The organism is Streptomyces sp. NPDC059037, assembly GCF_042740015.1.
Taxonomy (GTDB): Bacteria; Actinomycetota; Actinomycetes; order Streptomycetales; family Streptomycetaceae; genus Streptomyces.
Window position 1 is genome coordinate 1 of record NZ_JBHYIG010000216.1, and the last position, 15,667, is coordinate 15,667.

18 protein-coding genes, 4 pseudogenes and 1 riboswitch are annotated in these 15,667 nt (G+C 71.0%); of the genes and pseudogenes, 11 read left to right on the forward strand and 11 right to left on the reverse strand.

The window, feature by feature from the left end; translation table 11 throughout:
• Positions 1-310: 310 nt before the first annotated feature.
• Genes bioD through bioB form a run of 3 tightly spaced genes read right to left on the reverse strand, consistent with a single transcriptional unit; the run spans position 311 to position 3,561 of the window.
• The gene (gene bioD / locus ACFWY6_RS33055; protein ID WP_384698336.1) at positions 311-1,045 is read right to left on the reverse strand and encodes a dethiobiotin synthase; all 735 of its coding nucleotides are present in this window, start codon (positions 1,043-1,045) and stop codon (positions 311-313) included.
• Position 1,046: 1 nt separating this feature from the next.
• Positions 1,047-2,336, reverse strand: coding sequence for an adenosylmethionine--8-amino-7-oxononanoate transaminase (locus tag ACFWY6_RS33060; RefSeq protein ID WP_384698338.1), 1,290 nt, complete (start codon positions 2,334-2,336; stop codon positions 1,047-1,049).
• The gene (bioB, locus tag ACFWY6_RS33065; protein WP_384698341.1) at positions 2,329-3,561 is read right to left on the reverse strand and encodes a biotin synthase BioB; all 1,233 of its coding nucleotides are present in this window, start codon (positions 3,559-3,561) and stop codon (positions 2,329-2,331) included. Before bioB ends, ACFWY6_RS33060 begins: the two co-directional genes overlap by 8 nt.
• Before the next feature lie 206 nt (positions 3,562-3,767).
• Here bioB and ACFWY6_RS33070 point away from each other — a divergent pair, with 206 nt between their 5' ends.
• The gene (locus tag ACFWY6_RS33070; protein ID WP_384698344.1) at positions 3,768-4,910 is read left to right on the forward strand and encodes an 8-amino-7-oxononanoate synthase; all 1,143 of its coding nucleotides are present in this window, start codon (positions 3,768-3,770) and stop codon (positions 4,908-4,910) included.
• An 18-nt stretch (positions 4,911-4,928) separates the two neighbouring features.
• Here ACFWY6_RS33070 and ACFWY6_RS33075 read toward each other — a convergent pair whose 3' ends face one another.
• Together ACFWY6_RS33075 and ACFWY6_RS33080 are read right to left on the reverse strand one after the other, a co-directional pair.
• Positions 4,929-5,153 carry a DUF397 domain-containing protein gene (locus ACFWY6_RS33075; protein ID WP_384698347.1) on the reverse strand — a complete coding sequence of 75 codons (225 nt, stop codon included), beginning with the start codon at positions 5,151-5,153 and terminating at the stop codon, positions 4,929-4,931.
• Positions 5,154-5,162: 9 nt separating this feature from the next.
• Positions 5,163-6,023 (reverse strand): helix-turn-helix domain-containing protein, encoded by an 861-nt coding sequence (locus ACFWY6_RS33080; protein ID WP_384698350.1) that lies wholly within the window; start codon positions 6,021-6,023, stop codon positions 5,163-5,165.
• Between the two features lie 270 nt (positions 6,024-6,293).
• Between ACFWY6_RS33080 and ACFWY6_RS33085 the strand changes: the two genes are divergently transcribed.
• Positions 6,294-6,755: an ATP-binding protein gene (locus ACFWY6_RS33085; RefSeq protein ID WP_384698352.1), complete on the forward strand. Its 462-nt coding sequence runs from the start codon at positions 6,294-6,296 to the stop codon at positions 6,753-6,755.
• On the opposite strand, the gene ACFWY6_RS33090 is transcribed toward ACFWY6_RS33085, so the two are convergent.
• Positions 6,744-7,655: a LysR family transcriptional regulator gene (locus ACFWY6_RS33090; protein WP_384698355.1), complete on the reverse strand. Its 912-nt coding sequence runs from the start codon at positions 7,653-7,655 to the stop codon at positions 6,744-6,746. The genes ACFWY6_RS33085 and ACFWY6_RS33090 overlap by 12 nt on opposite strands.
• A gap of 119 nt (positions 7,656-7,774) precedes the next feature.
• Between ACFWY6_RS33090 and ACFWY6_RS33095 the strand changes: the two genes are divergently transcribed.
• Positions 7,775-8,401 carry a LysE family translocator gene (locus tag ACFWY6_RS33095; protein WP_384698358.1) on the forward strand — a complete coding sequence of 209 codons (627 nt, stop codon included), beginning with the start codon at positions 7,775-7,777 and terminating at the stop codon, positions 8,399-8,401.
• Here the strand turns inward: ACFWY6_RS33095 and ACFWY6_RS33100 are convergent.
• From ACFWY6_RS33100 to ACFWY6_RS33115, 4 genes are all read right to left on the reverse strand, one after another.
• Positions 8,379-8,912, reverse strand: coding sequence for a DUF6328 family protein (locus ACFWY6_RS33100; protein ID WP_384698361.1), 534 nt, complete (start codon positions 8,910-8,912; stop codon positions 8,379-8,381). The genes ACFWY6_RS33095 and ACFWY6_RS33100 overlap by 23 nt on opposite strands.
• A 96-nt stretch (positions 8,913-9,008) precedes the next feature.
• Positions 9,009-9,482 (reverse strand): C40 family peptidase, encoded by a 474-nt coding sequence (locus ACFWY6_RS33105; RefSeq protein ID WP_365501775.1) that lies wholly within the window; start codon positions 9,480-9,482, stop codon positions 9,009-9,011.
• A gap of 3 nt (positions 9,483-9,485) precedes the next feature.
• A riboswitch (cyclic di-AMP (ydaO/yuaA leader) is annotated at positions 9,486-9,652 on the reverse strand.
• A gap of 365 nt (positions 9,653-10,017) precedes the next feature.
• Positions 10,018-10,326, reverse strand: coding sequence for a hypothetical protein (locus tag ACFWY6_RS33110; protein WP_361814137.1), 309 nt, complete (start codon positions 10,324-10,326; stop codon positions 10,018-10,020).
• 7 nt (positions 10,327-10,333) lie between these two features.
• The gene (locus ACFWY6_RS33115; RefSeq protein WP_384698364.1) at positions 10,334-10,990 is read right to left on the reverse strand and encodes an ATP-dependent Clp protease proteolytic subunit; all 657 of its coding nucleotides are present in this window, start codon (positions 10,988-10,990) and stop codon (positions 10,334-10,336) included.
• A 139-nt stretch (positions 10,991-11,129) separates the two neighbouring features.
• Here ACFWY6_RS33115 and ACFWY6_RS33120 point away from each other — a divergent pair, with 139 nt between their 5' ends.
• Both ACFWY6_RS33120 and ACFWY6_RS33125 read left to right on the forward strand, forming a co-directional pair.
• The gene (locus ACFWY6_RS33120; protein ID WP_384698367.1) at positions 11,130-11,723 is read left to right on the forward strand and encodes a DinB family protein; all 594 of its coding nucleotides are present in this window, start codon (positions 11,130-11,132) and stop codon (positions 11,721-11,723) included.
• A gap of 123 nt (positions 11,724-11,846) precedes the next feature.
• Positions 11,847-12,617 carry a hypothetical protein gene (locus ACFWY6_RS33125; RefSeq protein WP_384698370.1) on the forward strand — a complete coding sequence of 257 codons (771 nt, stop codon included), beginning with the start codon at positions 11,847-11,849 and terminating at the stop codon, positions 12,615-12,617.
• 25 nt (positions 12,618-12,642) lie between these two features.
• Here the strand turns inward: ACFWY6_RS33125 and ACFWY6_RS33130 are convergent.
• Positions 12,643-13,253: pseudogene (locus tag ACFWY6_RS33130) on the reverse strand (dihydrofolate reductase family protein).
• A gap of 143 nt (positions 13,254-13,396) precedes the next feature.
• On the opposite strand from ACFWY6_RS33130, the pseudogene ACFWY6_RS33135 reads away from it, so the two are divergent.
• The 6 genes and pseudogenes from ACFWY6_RS33135 to ACFWY6_RS33160 form a co-directional block, all read left to right on the forward strand.
• Positions 13,397-13,741 (forward strand): annotated as a pseudogene (locus ACFWY6_RS33135) (gas vesicle protein); the annotation flags it as partial.
• A gap of 99 nt (positions 13,742-13,840) precedes the next feature.
• Positions 13,841-14,086, forward strand: a pseudogene (gene gvpJ, locus ACFWY6_RS33140) (gas vesicle protein GvpJ); the annotation flags it as partial.
• A 5-nt stretch (positions 14,087-14,091) separates the two neighbouring features.
• Complete coding sequence (locus ACFWY6_RS33145; protein WP_384698373.1) at positions 14,092-14,844, forward strand: GvpL/GvpF family gas vesicle protein; 753 nt, start codon at positions 14,092-14,094, stop codon at positions 14,842-14,844.
• A 4-nt stretch (positions 14,845-14,848) separates the two neighbouring features.
• Positions 14,849-15,115 carry a gas vesicle protein GvpG gene (locus ACFWY6_RS33150; RefSeq protein ID WP_384698376.1) on the forward strand — a complete coding sequence of 89 codons (267 nt, stop codon included), beginning with the start codon at positions 14,849-14,851 and terminating at the stop codon, positions 15,113-15,115.
• Positions 15,112-15,486 (forward strand): gas vesicle protein, encoded by a 375-nt coding sequence (locus ACFWY6_RS33155; protein ID WP_384698379.1) that lies wholly within the window; start codon positions 15,112-15,114, stop codon positions 15,484-15,486. Before ACFWY6_RS33150 ends, ACFWY6_RS33155 begins: the two co-directional genes overlap by 4 nt.
• Positions 15,483-15,667: pseudogene (locus ACFWY6_RS33160) on the forward strand (gas vesicle protein); the annotation flags it as partial. The gene ACFWY6_RS33155 and the pseudogene ACFWY6_RS33160, both read left to right, overlap by 4 nt.

Here is a 15,667-nt window from a genome sequence, read left to right on the forward strand (position 1 = left end):
GGTGACAGGGTCCGAGGTCTCGCCCTGTGTCAGCTCAGTGGCCCCCCGGCTTCCCACGTTCCCGGCGCCTGCCGCGTCGTGAAGAGGGATAGGCGACGGGCTCCAAGGTCCCGCCCCCGTCAGCCACTGACCCTCGGGCTTTCGGTACTCCCGGCGCCTGCCGCGCCGTGAAGGGGGAAGGAGCGACGGGCTCCCGAGTTCCCGCCCTGCGTCAGCCCTTTCGCCCCTCAGCCTTCCGGTGCCCCCAGCGTCGCGCATAGGGAAGGGGGACAAGACCCGAAGGCCCCGCCCCCCTTCAGCCCAGTGGCCGTCAGGCCTCCCGCGCCCCCGGCGCCTCTCGTGCAGTGAAAGCCGCCGCGTCCCACTCGCCGCCCAGCTCGGGGCCCAGCCAACTCCCCGCTCGGGTGCGGAAGTCGGTTCCTGAGAGGGTGCCCGCGCCCGCCGGGATCGCGCCCAGGAGGTTCGCTCCGGCCGACTGCGGCAGGTCGGCGAGGTTGCAGCGGGATGCCAGGTCCGGGGCGGTCGGCCAGCTGCCGACCGTCACGCCCAACGGCGTCAGCTCGCGGGCGCGGAGCGCCTCCGCGGTCAGGGTCGTCGTGTTGAGCGTGCCGAGGCCCGCCGACGCGACGACAAGGACCGGAGCGGAGAGCAGCCGGGCGGCATCGGCCAGGGTCGCCCCCTCGTCGTCGTAGCGGACGAGCAGGCCACCCGCGCCCTCGATCAGGACCAGATCGTGCTCGGCCGCCAACTTCTCGGCCGCATCGGCCACTTCGTGCGGGCGGATCGGCGTCATCCCGGCCCGCCGTGCGGCGGTGTTCGGCGCCAACGGCTCGGGAAAGCGGGCCAGTTCGAGGGTGGTGACGGCATCGCCCGCAAGGCGCACCACCTCCTGAGCGTCCCCCGGCTCACCGGGCGCGACCCCGGTCTGCGCGGGCTTGAGCACGGCGACGCTCCGTCCCGCGGCGACCGCGAGTGCGGCCACCGCGGCCGTCGTCACGGTCTTCCCGATCTCGGTGCCCGTGCCGGACACCACGAGGACCGTCATGTCAGGCCTCCTTCGCTGCCGCGCACACCGCGCGCCCGATCCGTGCCACGTCGTCGTCGCCCGTGATGAACGGCGGCATCGTGTAGATCAGGTCGCGGAACGGTCGCACCCACACGCCTTCGCGCGTCGCGGCGCGCGTGGCCGCTGCCATGTCCACCGGGTGGTCGAGCTGGACGACACCGATCGCGCCGAGCACGCGTACGTCCCGTACGCCCGGCAGCGTGGCCGCCTCGCCGAGCGTGCCGCGCAGGCCCGTCTCGATGCGCTTGACCTCGGTCTGCCAGTCCTGCCCGAGCAGCAGGTCGATCGAGGCGCAGGCCACCGCGGCGGCGAGCGGATTGCCCATGAACGTGGGGCCGTGGGCAAGCACCGGCACCTCGCCGCGCGAGATGCCGTCGGCGACCCTCGCCGTGCACAGCGTGGCCGCCATCGTCAGATAGCCGCCGGTCAGGGCCTTGCCCACGCACATGACGTCGGGCGTGACGCCCGCGTGGTCCGCGGCGAACAGCCGGCCCGTGCGGCCGAACCCCGTCGCGATCTCGTCGAAGACGAGCAGCACGTCGTGCTCGTCGCACGCCTCGCGCAGCACCCGCAGATAGGCGGGGGAGTGGAACCGCATCCCGCCCGCGCCCTGCACCACCGGTTCCACGATGACCGCGGCAAGCTCGTCGGCGTGCCGCCCGATCAGCTCCCGCAGATGCTCCGCGTACACATCGTCGTACGCATCGAAACCCGCCGGCGGTGCGTCCGCGAAGACCTGCTGGGGCAGTACGCCCTGCCACAGCTCGTGCATGCCGCCATCGGGGTCGCACACCGCCATCGGCTGCCAGGTGTCGCCGTGGTAGCCGCCGCGCCAGGTCAGCATCCGCCGCTTGGCGGGACGGCCCAGCGAGCGCCAGTGCTGCAGGCACATCTTGACGGCGACCTCGACCGACACCGAACCGGAGTCCGCGAGGAAGACATGCTCCAGACCGTCGGGCGACATGTCGACAAGGCGCTTCGCGAGGCCGATCGCGGGCTCATGGGTGAGCCCGCCGAACATGACATGGCTCATCCGCTCCAGCTGGCCGCGGACCGCGTCGTTGAGCACCGGGTGGTTGTAGCCGTGGATCGCCGACCACCAGGACGACATGCCGTCGACCAGTTCGCCCCCGCCGTCCGCGAGCCGGAGCCGTACGCCGCTCGCCGACTCGACGACCAGGGGCTCCTGGCGGCCGGGCATGGGGCCGTAGGGGTGCCAGACATGGCGTCGGTCGAGGTCGAGCAGCTCCGATACGGGCAGGTCAGGCATTGGGCGCCAGGTCCGTTCCCGCGCCCCGGCGGCGTACGGCCACCAGATCCGTACGCGCCTCGGAGGTCTCGGAGGCCGCCGTGGTCTCCGCGGCCACGGAAGGCTCCGACGGCTCCGACTGTGCGGACGAACCACAGGGACCGCAGCCGCCCCCGCCGTGCGACCCGCAGCCGCCCCCGCTCTCCGCGTGGGAGCCGCACCCGGCCGCCGCGATCGCGTCCGCGCGGTGCTCGGGCAGCGTCACGGTGCCCGCGCCCTCGACCTCGAAGCCGGCGTCAGCGATCATCTCCAGGTCGGTCTTGCCCGCCTGGCCCTCACTGGTCAAGTAGTCGCCGAGGAAGATCGAGTTGGCGAGGTGCAGGGCGAGCGGCTGCATCGTGCGCAGATGCACCTCGCGGCCGCCCGCGATACGTACCTCCACGTCGGGGCAGACAAAGCGGACCATCGCGAGGATGCGCAGACAGCGCTGCGGGGTGAGGTTCCACTCCTTGGCCAGCGGGGTGCCCTCGAAGGGGATCAGGAAGTTGACCGGCACCGAGTCGGGGTCGAGGTCGCGCAGCGCGTAGACCACGTCCACGAGGTCCTCGTCCGTCTCGCCCATGCCCGCGATCAGACCCGAGCAGGCGGACAGGCCCGCAGCCTGCGCCTGCTGCACCGTGTCCACGCGGTCGGCGTAGGTGTGGGTCGTGGTGATCTCGCCGTACGTGCCCTCGGACGTATTGAGATTGTGGTTGTACGCGTCCGCGCCCGCCGTGCGCAGTTTGTCCGCCTGGCCGGCGGAGAGCAGACCGAGGCAGGCGCACACCTCGATGCCCTCGTTCTGCTCCTTGATCGCCTCGATGGTCTGCGAGACCCGGTCGACGTCACGGTCCGTCGGCCCGCGGCCGCTGGCGACCAGGCAGACCCGCTTGGCGCCGCCCGCGACACCCGCTGCGGCGGCCTGCGAGGCCTCGTCGGGCTTCAGCCAGGTGTACTTGAGGATCCCGGCCGTGGAGCCGAGGCGCTGCGAACAGTACGAGCAGTCCTCGGGGCACAGGCCCGACTTGAGATTGACCAGATAGTTGAGCTTCACCCGTCGCCCGAACCACTGGCGCCGTACCTTCCCGGCGGCCGACACCACGTCGAGCAGCTCGTCGTCGGAGGTGGCCAGCACGGCCAGCGCCTCTTCACGGGTCGGCAGCTCGCGCCGAAGCCCCTTGTCCACCAGCGTGTTCAGCAGATCCATGGCGCTGATCCTTACGCACGAGAGCCTGCCTTTCCAAGGAGAGTTCGCACAACAGAAACGCTTTGAGGTGTGGGTATTGCCACATCCTGGCCTGGTGGCCGGACGGCTAGGGTCTGTGCACTGTCTACAAACGCACCGTCTACAAACGCACCGTCCGCAACCGCACTGTCTGCAACCGGCCACTGACCATGCCCCGGAGGAATCCCATGGCGAGCTCGCCGTTCGACTGGATCGACGAGCAGGCGAGCCTGCGTGCCAGGGCCGGCCTTGTCCGCACCCTGCGCCCGCGTCCCGCCGACGCCGGTAACCTCCTCGACCTGGCGAGCAACGACTACCTGGGCCTGGCGCGGCACCCCGAGATCACCGAGGGCGCGGCGGCCGCGGCGCGCCGCTGGGGCGGCGGGGCGACCGGATCGCGCCTGGTGACCGGATCCACCGAGCTGCACGCGGACCTTGAGCGCGAACTCGCCGAGTTCTGCGGCTTCGAGTCCGCCCTCGTGCTGTCCTCCGGATACGCCGCGAACCTCGCCGCGGTCACGGCGCTCGCCCCGCACGGCTCGCTGATCGTCTCCGACGGGGGCAATCACGCCTCGCTGATCGACGGCTGCCGCCTCGCGCGCGGCACGACCCAGGTGGTTCCGCACTCCGATCCCGCCGCCGTGCGCAAGACGCTCGACGGCCACCGCGGCCCGGCGGTCGTCGTGTCGGACACGGTCTTCTCGGTGGACGGCGACGCGGCCCCGCTGGCCGAACTCTCCGCAGCCGCCGGTGAGTTCGGCGCCGGTCTGATCGTCGACGACGCCCATGGCCTCGGCGTGCTCGGCGACGGCGGCCGCGGCGCACCGCAGGCGGCCGGGCTCGCGGGCAGCCCGCACACCGTGGCCACGGTCACCCTGTCGAAGTCCTTCGGCAGCCAGGGCGGTGCGGTGCTCGGCCCCGCCAAGGTCATCGACCACCTGATCAACGCCGCCCGCACCTTCATCTTCGACACGGGGCTCGCCCCGGCAGCCGTCGGTGCCGCGCTGGCCGCCCTGCGGCTGCTGCGCGCCGAGCCCGAGCGGGCGGCGCGGGCCCGCGCGGTCGCGGCCGAGCTGCATGAACGCCTCACGGCGGAAGGTCTGCGGGCGGTGCGCCCCGACGCGGCCGTCGTCTCGGTGCGCGCCCCGTCGCCGGAAGCCGCCGTGCGCTGGGCCGCCGACTGCCGCGGCGCGGGTCTGGCCGTCGGCTGCTTCCGTCCGCCGTCGGTCCCCGACGGCATCTCGCGGTTGCGGCTGACCGCCCGTGCGGATCTCACCGGCGCGCAGATCGCCGATGCCGTACGAGTGATCAGCCGTACCGCACCCCGGTAGTCACCGGGGGTCCGCCCGTCACCGGAGGCCGTGGACGAAGGCCTCCCAGGTGGCGTGCGGGAAGAGCAGGGCGGGCCCTGCGGTGTGCTTGGAGTCGCGCACGGCAAGCAGTCCCGACTTCGGCCCTGAAGTCAGCGGGGCTGTCTCGACGCAGTTGTTCATTCCGTTGCTGTGGCTGCTGCGCTGCCACCGTGCGCCGCTCAGAGAAGTGCTGTCGGATACGTACCGAGGCAATGCAGTCATGGTGCCCCCTTACGCGCCGTCACCTATCCCGGCGATGTGATCCGTTGATTCCTCGGGTGAAAGTGCTTGTCCTAGAAGGGAGTTGAAGGCATCCGTGTATGCCTGGAGGTCTTCTTTCCGTTCGAGGTAGAGGCTACTCGTCAAATGGTCGAGAACAACCACATCCAGATCAGCAATGTTCGGAAATGAGAAGATAACGAAAGAGCCGAGGAGTCCCCTGTGCTCTCCCGCGGCGAACGGCAGCACCTGCAACCGCACATGGGGCAGCTGTGCCGCCTCCTGTAACCGCTTCAGCTGCCCCGCGAGCACCTGTGCCCCGCCGATCTGCCGGTGCAGCACCGATTCGTCCAGGATCACGCTCAGTCGCAGCGGCCGTCGCGCGCGCAGCACGTCCTGGCGGGCCAGGCGCACCTCCACCAGCGCGTCCACCTGCTCGTCCGGCAGACCGTCCAGCGCGGCCCGGGTCACCGCTCGCGCGTAGTCGGGCGTCTGGAGCAGGCCGGGCACGACATTGGTCTCCAGGGTGCGGACGCGGCAGGCCTGTGATTCCAGACTGATGAAATCGCGGTACGCCGGTGGCAGCAGCCCGCGGTAGGCGTGCCACCAGTGGTGACGCCCGCCGCGGTCGTCGGCGCCCGCCAACGCGACCAGCAACTGGCGGAGTTGTGCATCCTTCACCTCGTACGCGTCGAGGAGGAGATGTACGTCCGCGGCCTTGACACCGCTACGCCCGGTCTCGATCCGGCTCACCTTCGACTGGTGCCAGCCGACCCGGCTCGCGGCCTGGCCGCTGGTGAGCCCCGCGAGCGTGCGCAGCGCACGCAGTTCGGCGCCGAGCTTGCGGCGGCGCACCGCGGGACCGTGCTGCATGTCCGTCTCCTCTCCGACGGAGCCTCATTTTCCGGCCTCCCCCGGTCTCTCACGGGCGACAGTAGAGGAAGTGCCGGTCTCGTGCCCAAATACGGTCTGCCGTAGCAGAGTTCACCGCTTTGAGCGACAGATATATGCACATCTCGGTGGATCGCCACACGTGAGGGGCCCAGTAGTGGCAGTCTGGCGCGAAGCACCATTCCGGGACTGTCCTCGTGCCTTCCGCTACGAGTCGGAGTCCAGTCCCGGTGGGAAAGGGACAGCGTCGCCATGGCAGACCTTCAGGAAGCATCCGTCACTCTGCCGAGCGATCCTGCCTCGGTCTCCGCGGCCCGGAAGTACGTATCGAACGTCCTCACGGAGTGGGGCCTGCCCGGCGACGCCGAAGTGGCCGACACCGTCCGGCTCATCGTCTCCGAACTGGCCACCAACGCCGTCCAGCACACCCTCGGACAGTCGCCCACCTTCACCGTGGGCATCGAACTGGACCGCGAGGAGCAGCTGCGCATCGGCGTCACCGACAGTCACCCCCGCTACCCCAAGCGGCTGCCCGCCGCCGTCCAGCAGGACAACGGCCGCGGCATGGTGATCATCCGCTGGCTGACCGTCGAATGCGGCGGCAGACTCTCGGTCACCCCCACCCCCGAGGGCGGCAAGACGGTCTGGATCGCGCTGCCGTGGACGGGGGCGGTCCGGGGCGAGGTGCCGTCGCCATCGACCTCAACCCGCTGAGCGCCCGAATGCCCCACGGAGCAGGGCCCGGAAGGTGTCGGCCGCCGGATGCGAACCGTCGCTGCGGTGGACGACCGAGATCGTACGGCGGAGACTTCCCGGCTCCAGCGGCCGGACCCCCACCGGGGTGGCCGCCGTCCGCGCCACCATCTCCGGTACGACGGCGACGCCGAGGCCGGCGCTGACCAGCGCGCACACCAGCGCGTAGCCCGGAGTCTCGACAAGCACCGAGGGGGTCGCCCCGGCCCGTGCGAGTGCCGACTCCACGCCGTGCCGGGGCGGATGCGTCGGCGCCATGCTGATCAGCGGCTGCCCGGCGAGCTCGGCGAGCGGCAGCCGCGACGAGAGGCCCGCCAGCGCGTGCCCGGGCGAGGTCACCAGGACCAACTCCTCGACCAGGACCGGCTCCGCGCTCACGGACGCGGGCAACGGCACGGGATCCGACGGCTCATAGGTGTGCGTGAGCGCCAGGTCGACCTCGCCCGCCGCCACGGCCGCCACACCGAGCGGCGGCTCATAGCCCCGCAGCGTCAGCTCGATGTCCGGATGGGCACGGCGGAACGCGGTCAGCGCGGGCGGCACCAGATGGATCCCCGCCGTGGTGAAGGTCCCCACCCGCAGTCGGCCGCCGGACAGGCCCGACAGCTGCGCCAGTTCATGCCGCGCCCGCTCCATCTCGTCCAGGACCCGGCGCGCGCGGGCCAGCAGCAGCTCGCCCGCACCGGTCAGCCGTGCCCCGCGGTGATGCCGGACGAGGAGCGGGGTGCCCGCCTCCCGCTCCAGCTTGGCCAGCTGCTGGGAGAGGGCGGGCACGGTGTAGCCGAGGCGCTCGGCGGCGCGGGTGATCGACCCGGCCTCGGAGACGGCCACCAGTGCGGCGAGCCGCGTCGGGTCGTACATGGTGTCTCCCGTGTCTCCCGCCGCGGCGGGCCGTCGGCGTGGGGGTAAACGCCTGCTTAAGGCAGACCCAGGATATTCCACATACCTGCTGAAGGCAGAAGAACGGCAGGCTGGGGGCCATGGACGCACAACTGGTCGCCTTCACCGGAGTCGCCGCGGGCATGGTCGCCATGCCGGGCGCCGACTTCGCCGTGGTGGTGCGCAACGCCCTCGCCTCCCGCCGCGCCGGGGTCACCTGCGCGATCGGTGTCGCGGGCGGGCTCCTGGTGCACACGGCGCTCGCGGTGGCCGGGGTCGCGGCGGTGCTCGCGGCGGTGCCGACGCTCTTCCGGGTGCTGCAGATCGTCGGCGGCGGCTATGTGCTCTATCTGGGCTACCGCACCCTGCGGTCGGCGGCACGGCCGGTGCGGGGTGCCGGTGCGCCGGGGGAGGAGGAGAAGGCGGTGGGCGGCAGCCTGCGGCAGGGGTTCCTCACCAATGCCCTCAACCCCAAGGCACCCATCACGTTCCTCAGCGTGCTGCCCCAGTTCGTGCCCGCAGGGAACCCCGCGATGCCCAGGACGCTGCTGCTCGCGTCCATCATCGTCGCGCTCGCCCTCGTGTGGTTCCCGGTCGTCGCGCTCCTGGTGGACCGGCTCGGCCGCTGGCTGCGCCGGCCGCGTACCGCCCGGGCGATCGAGGGCGTCACCGGCGGCGCGCTGAGCGTCCTCGGCCTGGTGCTGCTCATCGAGGCGGCTCTGGCGTGACGTCCTGCCGTGCGGCCCTGCGGCGCGCCAGGCGGGGGAGTACGCGGGGGAGCACGCCCCACAGGCCCCCGCACACGAGCAGCGTGCCCGCACTCGCGATGATCCCGCCGGTGCGGCCCACCGCCACGTCCACGACCAGGAGCACCGATCCGGCGAGGGCGAACATCAGGACGGCCATGCCGGCCCTGGCGAGCTGCGAGGAGACCCGCACGATCAGCGGTTTGGCGCGCTGCTGGAACAGCGCCCGGTGCACCGCGGCCGGCGCCGTGAACAGGGCCGCCGCGAGGACGGCGAGCAGCAGCGTGGTGACGTAGGTGGCGCGCTGCACGTCGTCCAGGGTCCGGAAGCGGGGCGTGAAGGCAAGGGTCAGCAGGAAGGCGAAGAGGATCTGCACGCCGGTCTGCGTGACCCTCAACTCCTGGAGGATCTCCGAGAAGTTGCGGTCCGCGCGCTCGAACGGCGTCTCGTTGCGGTTGTCGTGAGAGGCGTGGGAGCCACTGTCGTCGGCCATGCCGCACGAGTATCCGGGTCGGCGCGCGCCAAGCGCGGTGGACGCGCCGGGCGACGACGCCGGCCGAAGGGCCGGCCGCCGCCGCCCGGCGGCAGGTCAGCGCACCCTGCCGTACGAGACGCTCTTGGTCCAGATCTTCTCGAGCCGCACCACGGTGTTCGACTTCGGGGCGTGCCAGATCCGGCCCTTACCCGCGTAGATGCCGACGTGGTAGACGTTCCGGCCGGAGTGGAAGAAGACCAGGTCACCGCGGGAACGGTTGGACGCGGAGATGTGCCGGGTCTTGTTGTACTGCTGTGCGGCGGTGCGCGGGAGCTTCTTGCCGGCGCGCTTGAACGAGTAGAGCGTCAGGCCCGAGCAGTCGAACCGGTTGGGCCCCGTGGCTCCGTAGCGGTAGGGCGAGCCCTTCTTGGACGCGGCGATCTTCAGGGCCTTCGTTCCGTGTGTCGCGGCCTGGGCCTCCGTCGTGAGCCCTGGGGCCACGAGGGTGCCGCCGACGACGGCGAGCGTGAGAGCCGATGCGCAACCGGCCCTGGTGAGCAGCGACGGAACATGATTCAGCGCGGTCATGCGCAACCCTTCGTCAGCCGCCTGTGAAGGATGACCTGTCGGATTCGGGCTGACAAAGTTGCCCGGCCGCGGTGTGCGGCTTCACCCCAAGGGCCGTTGTCCGGACCTTCCGGACCGACCCGTCGTGCCTGGGTCCTCCACTCCTGCCGGTGCACCGATGTCGACCGGGCATCCGGGCGGCGGCAGGACTCGGCGTCCGCCCGGACCGCCCCGCCGCTGTGGCGGGGGCTTGTCGTCGGAAGGGATCTTGACCCGTCAACGGCCCGAAAACCGAGCCGAAACGGCGTTTTGTGAGGCTCCTCACGGCTGAACCGTTCAGGTGGACAACGCCGGATAAGGGCACCCTTCGCAGGGCTCGACGATCGCTCTACCAGCACCGGAAGGAGTCATTCCGGCCGTCGCGTACACCGCTGACGCAACTGCGACCGACCCCGTTGACGACGACCTGCTACGCCGAACGGGGTAGCCCGTCTGGTCCGTTTAACTCCGGCCCCGGACGGCTACAGACCTGCCGGGCAGCCGACTTGAGGGGGAATCAGGGCGCCGAAGGGGGCGGCACGGTGACCCGGCAGGACCGCCGCTCCCCGTCGAGCACGCGCAGCGCCCGCGCCAACGTCGGTGCGTGCACGGCGCTCTCGCCCCGCTGGTGCATCAGCGTCAGCGCGTCCCGCAGCGCGGTGGCGCTGCCCACCAGGGCCTGGGCGGCGCGCAGTCCGCCGTACGTGTCGGACGCGCGGGCGGGGTTGATCCGGCCCAGCAGATCGACCACTTCGAGGTACCGGTCGATCAACTCGCCCTCGGCGCGGGTCAGTGCGGGCAGTGGAGGCAGTTCGGGCGGCAGCATCACCGGCTCACCTCGCGTCCGGGGCGCGGAGCGAGTCCTTGCTGCCGCGGAGCGAATCCTTGCGGCTCGGGATGATCCGGTCCACCAGGCCGTACACGAGTGCTTCGGGCGCGCTGAGGATCTTGTCCCGCTCGATGTCCGCCGCGATGCGCTCCGGGCTCTGTCCCGTGTGCCGTACGAGGAGTTCCTCCAGGAGCGCACGGGTGCGCTGCAGCTCGGCCGCCTGAATCGCGAGGTCGGATGTCTGGCCCTGGATCGGCTCGGTGATCGAGGGCTGATGGATCAACACCCGGGCGCCGGGCAGCGCGTGGCGCTTTCCCGGGGTGCCGGCGGCAAGGAGGACCGCGGCCGCCGACGCGGCCTGACCCAGGCAGGTCGTCTCCACGTCGCAGGTGACGAACCGGATCGTGTCGTAGATCGCCGTCATCGCGCTGAACGAGCCGCCGGGGGAGTTGATGTAGAGCGAGATGTCGCGGTCCGGCGCCAGGTATTCGAGGTGCATGAACTGCGCCATCACGTCGTTGGCCGAGGTGTCGTCGATCGGGGTGCCCAGGAAGACGATGCGCTCCTCGAGCAGCTTCGAGTACGGATCGAGAGTCCGCTTTCCCGAGCTGGTGCGCTCGGTGAACTCGGGCAGGACATAGCGGGCGGACGGTCGGTTCATGGCACGTCACTCCTCTTCCCGGGGCCGGATGCGCCGGCCCGTGGCTCGTGTAAGAAATGTACAGGACGTACGTAACGATGGTCGGTGGCGGCGGGTGAAACCGGTGGACAGAGATCACGAGAGCGGCAGACTGGCGTGCATGACCTCAACGGATCCCAAGGCCGACCTTCGCCGCTATCTGCAGTCCGCCCGCGATGCCCTGCTGTGGAAGCTCGAAGGCCTCTGCGAGTACGACATCCGCCGCCCGCTGACGCCGACCGGCACCAACCTGCTGGGCCTGGTGAAGCACACGGCGGGCGTGGAACTCGGCTATCTCGGCGACACGTTCGGGCGCCCGGCCGGCGAGCCGCTGCCCTGGCTCGACGGCGGCGCCGAGGGCAACGCGGACATGTGGGCCACCGCCGACGAGTCACGTGAGTTCATCGTGGAGCTCTACCGCCGGGCATGGGCACACGCGGACGCGACGCTCGACGCGCTGGACCTGGACACGATCGGCAAGGTGCCGTGGTGGCCGAGCGGCAGGGACGAGGTGACGCTCCATCACGCAGTGGTGCGCGTGATCGCCGACACGCACCGGCACGCGGGCCACGCCGACATCGTCCGGGAACTCATCGACGGCGCCGTGGGCATGAACGAGGGCAACGACAGCATGCCGTCCAACGACAAGGCGTGGTGGGAGAACCATCGCGACCGCCTGGAACGGGTGGCCCGGGAGTCCGACCCGCAGGCGTGACAGCCCCATGGGCGCGTTGGCCGAACCTGCCGCGGGGCCGTAGTGTCTGCCCGTCGCAGGCGAAGAGGATCACGGGGGGCAGCGGTGGTGTGGACGAGGTGCCGCAGAGCGGCAGGTGTGGCGATGGCCGTGGGGATGATCGTCGTGGCCACCGGGTGCTTGCCGAAGGAATCGGCCGACGACCCGAAGGAATCAGCCGACGCGCCGAAGGGGTCGACCGACGCTCCGAAGGAATCAGCCGACGCGCCGAAGGGGTCGACCGACGCTCCGAAGGCGAAGGACTCGGCGCCGGCGTCCGCGTCGCCGTCGCTGTCGCCGTCTCCTTCCCGGCCGCTGACGGCCAAGAAGCTGAAGTCCCTCCTGCTGCGTGAGGGTGAAGTGCCGCAGGTGGACAGCGCGCCCGTACAGGGTCCCGTTGCCAAGTACGATCCGCGGGTCCTGGTGCCGGGCCCTGGATGCCAGGACGTGTTCGACGCCCTCGTCTCGCACGATGCGTCCACATCCGTGATCCAGGACTTCTGGTGGAAGGACAACCAGTGGGGCGGCCGGACCTGGCTGGCCTCGTATGCCGGCCAAGGGGCGGCGGAGCAGTTCCAAGGGCTCAAGAAGGGGCTCAAGACCTGCAAGACGTTGGTGGGGACGACCCCGGACCAGAAGCTCAACTCCCGGATCACCATGGCGAAGACGCCCGCATTGGGCGACGAGGCGGTCGCCTTCGACTTGAGCATGGACGGCCCTGGTGACACCGTGCTGACCGACCGTCAGACCTTTGTGCGGGTGGGCGCCCTCACCGTGAACATGAGCGACCGCAACGCGCAGCGCAATCCCGGGTTCCCGCTCGACGTGGTGATCGACAAGCAGGTCGCACGGCTCACGCAGGAACCGCGCACCTGACCCCGGTGGACGCGGTGTGCGGGACCTACGCCTCGGATCCGTAGGTCCCGTACTCCGGAAGGCCGGTCGATGCGAAGACATGCACCGACAGGCCGCCCGGTGTCGTCTGCTGACTGACGAGCCGCAGGCCGGCCGGCGCGCCGCCGTCCGGGAACAGCCGCCGGCCGCTGCCCACCACGACCGGGGCGATCGCGAGCCGCAGTGTGTCGACGAGCCCGGCGGCCAGCAGTGACTGGGCGAGCCGGGCGCTGCCGTGGATCTGCAGCTCCCGGCCGGGCCGCCGCTTCACCTCGGCGACCTGGGCCGGGACGTCGCCGGACAGGATGGTGGTCGGGTTCCAGTCGGCCTCGGTCAGGCTGTGGGAGGCCACATACTTCGGCAGGCTGTTCATGATCCCGGCCAAGGGGTGGTCGGTCATCTGAGGCCGTCCCGCGCGAAGTTCTGGTAGGTGCGGCGGCCGAAGAGGAGCGCGTCCGCCTCGCCGAGCCAGCTGCCGGCGAGGCGCTCGAACTCCTCGTCCAGGTGCGGCACGAACCAGCCACCCCGCGTGAAGCCGTCACTGGTGTCCTCGTCCGGGGACCCCGGGCCCTGGGAGACACCGTCGAGCGACAGGAACTCCTGCACGACCAGCTTCATCTCGCACCACTCTCTCTTCGGCTTCGGCGCACCCGACGGTACGACGACGATGGTGCCGGAATCAGGACCGGCCGCCGGTCCTTCTCGCGCATGTCACCAGGTTTGGCCGACGGGTTGTGGGCCACTCGGAGTCCGAGGTGGCCATGACGAACAGACCCTCGGACACACCGAAGAAGACCACGAGTCAGCAGAACCCGAAGAGTTCACCCCGGTCGGGAAGCGGCGCCGCGGACGGCCCGCCGGGCCCCATGGAGGTGCTGCGCCAGGCGCGCGCCCAGCTCGCCGAGCTCACCGGGACGACCGCCGAGTCCATGTCGTCCTTCGAACAGGCCGAGGACGGCTGGGCGTTGGAGATCGAGGTCCTGGAACTCGCCAGGATCCCCGACACGACGAGTCTCCTGGCGAGCTATCAGGTGGACCTCGACCCGCAGGGCGGGCTCACCGGATACCGGCGCATCCGGCGCTACGAGCGCGGGCGGGCCGACGCACATGCGCCCGCCGGTCTCCACGGAGACAGCCAAGGACGAGCGGCCGGGACGACCGCTCTCCCGGCACGGCAAGCCCGCCCGAGCGGTGCCACCAGCGGCCTGTACGACGTTCTGGAGCTCGTACTCGACCGGGGGCTCGTCATCGATGTGTTCGTACGCGTCGCCCTCGTCGGCATCGAGATCCTGAAGATCGACATACGTGTGGTCGTGGCGAGCGTCGACACGTATCTGCGCTTCGCCGAGGCGTGCAACCGCCTCGACCTGGAGGCCGGCCCGCACGGGATCGCGGGGCGCCCCGACGCCATGGGCGAGCTCACCGGGATCTCCACACGCACGAAGAAGGAGCCGGAATGAGTACGTACGTCTATGGCATCGCCGCATGTTCGCACCCCTCGCTCCCCGTGGGCATGGACGGAGTGGGAAAGCCGCCGCACCCCGTGCGGGTGATCAAGGAAGGCGAACTGGCGGCGGTCGTCAGCGACGCGCCCGACGGGCTGCGGCCCAAGCGCAACAACCTGCTCGCCCACCAGAAAGTGCTGAACGAGGCGGCTGCGGCAGGCGCGGTGCTTCCGATGCGGTTCGGCAGCCTCGCACCGGACGACGCGGCCGTCACGAGCGTGCTCGCGGAGCGTGCCGAGCACTACCACGAGCGGCTCAGGACGCTGGCGGGCAAGGCCGAGTACAACATCAAGGCGAGCCACGACGAGGCGGCCGCGCTCCACCGCGTGATGGCCGAGAACCAGGAGTTGCGGGCGCTCGCCGAGGCCAACCGGGCAGCGGGCGGCGGCAGTTACGAACAGCGGCTGCGGCTCGGCGAGATGGTCGTCGCCGCGGTCAAGGGCCGGGAGGCCGAGGACGCCGTGCAGCTGCGGCGCGCGCTTGAGCCGGCGGCGGAGGCCGTCAGCGCCGGTCCCGACTCCACGGGCTGGCTGGCCAATGTGTCGTTCCTGGTGGAACGCGCTTCGGCCGAGGAGTTCCTCGGGGCCGTGCAGGAGGTCCGCGAGACGCTTCCGCACGTCGAACTGCGCGTCAGCGGGCCGCTGCCGCCGTACAGCTTCGTCGAGCCGGGCCCCGCCGAGCCGACACGTACCGGCGGGGTGTGAGCCCATGGGGCTGATCGGCGAGGTGCTGCTGCTGCCGTTCGCACCGGTGCGCGGCAGCCTCTGGGCGGTGAGACAGGTACTCGCCGAGGCCGAGCGGCAGTACTACGACCCGGTGGCGGTCCGGGCCGAACTCGCCCTGCTCGAACGGCGGTTCGTGGCGGGCGAGATCGATGAGGAGGAATTCGAGGGCCAGGAGGACGAACTGCTCGACCGCCTGGACATCGGCCTGCGCACCGGCGCGGGGACGGACGACGGCGGGAGTCGCCGATGACGACGGCCGGCCGGATCCCCGAGCCGTACGGGCAGGGCAGCGGCGCGAACCTCGCGGACATCCTGGAACGGGTGCTCGACAAGGGAGTCGTGATCGCGGGCGACATCCGGATCAATCTGCTCGACATCGAACTGCTCACCATCAAACTGCGGCTGATCGTCGCCTCCGTCGACAAGGCGAAGGAGATGGGAATCGACTGGTGGGAGGACGACCCGGCGCTCTCCTCCCGCGCGCACCGCCACGAACTCGCCCGAGAGAACGCCGAGTTGCGTGCGCACCTCGCCCGACTGGAGCAGCTGGAGCCAGGCGGGGCGCAGGCGAGGGCCGGAGAGGGAAGGGCCGGGGAGCGGGTGGAGGGGGAGTCCCCATGACCGGCCTGCGCTACGTCTACGCCGTCTGCCACCCCTTCGGCGCACCGCTCCAGGCCGAAGTCACGGGCGTCGCAGGATCGCCCCCGGGCCAGTTGACGCACCCCCGGCAGAAGGCCCCGGGGTTGGAGGTGCCCCGGCGGGGCCTAGCCCACGGGCCGCGGCGCCGCCCCCACGGGGACCA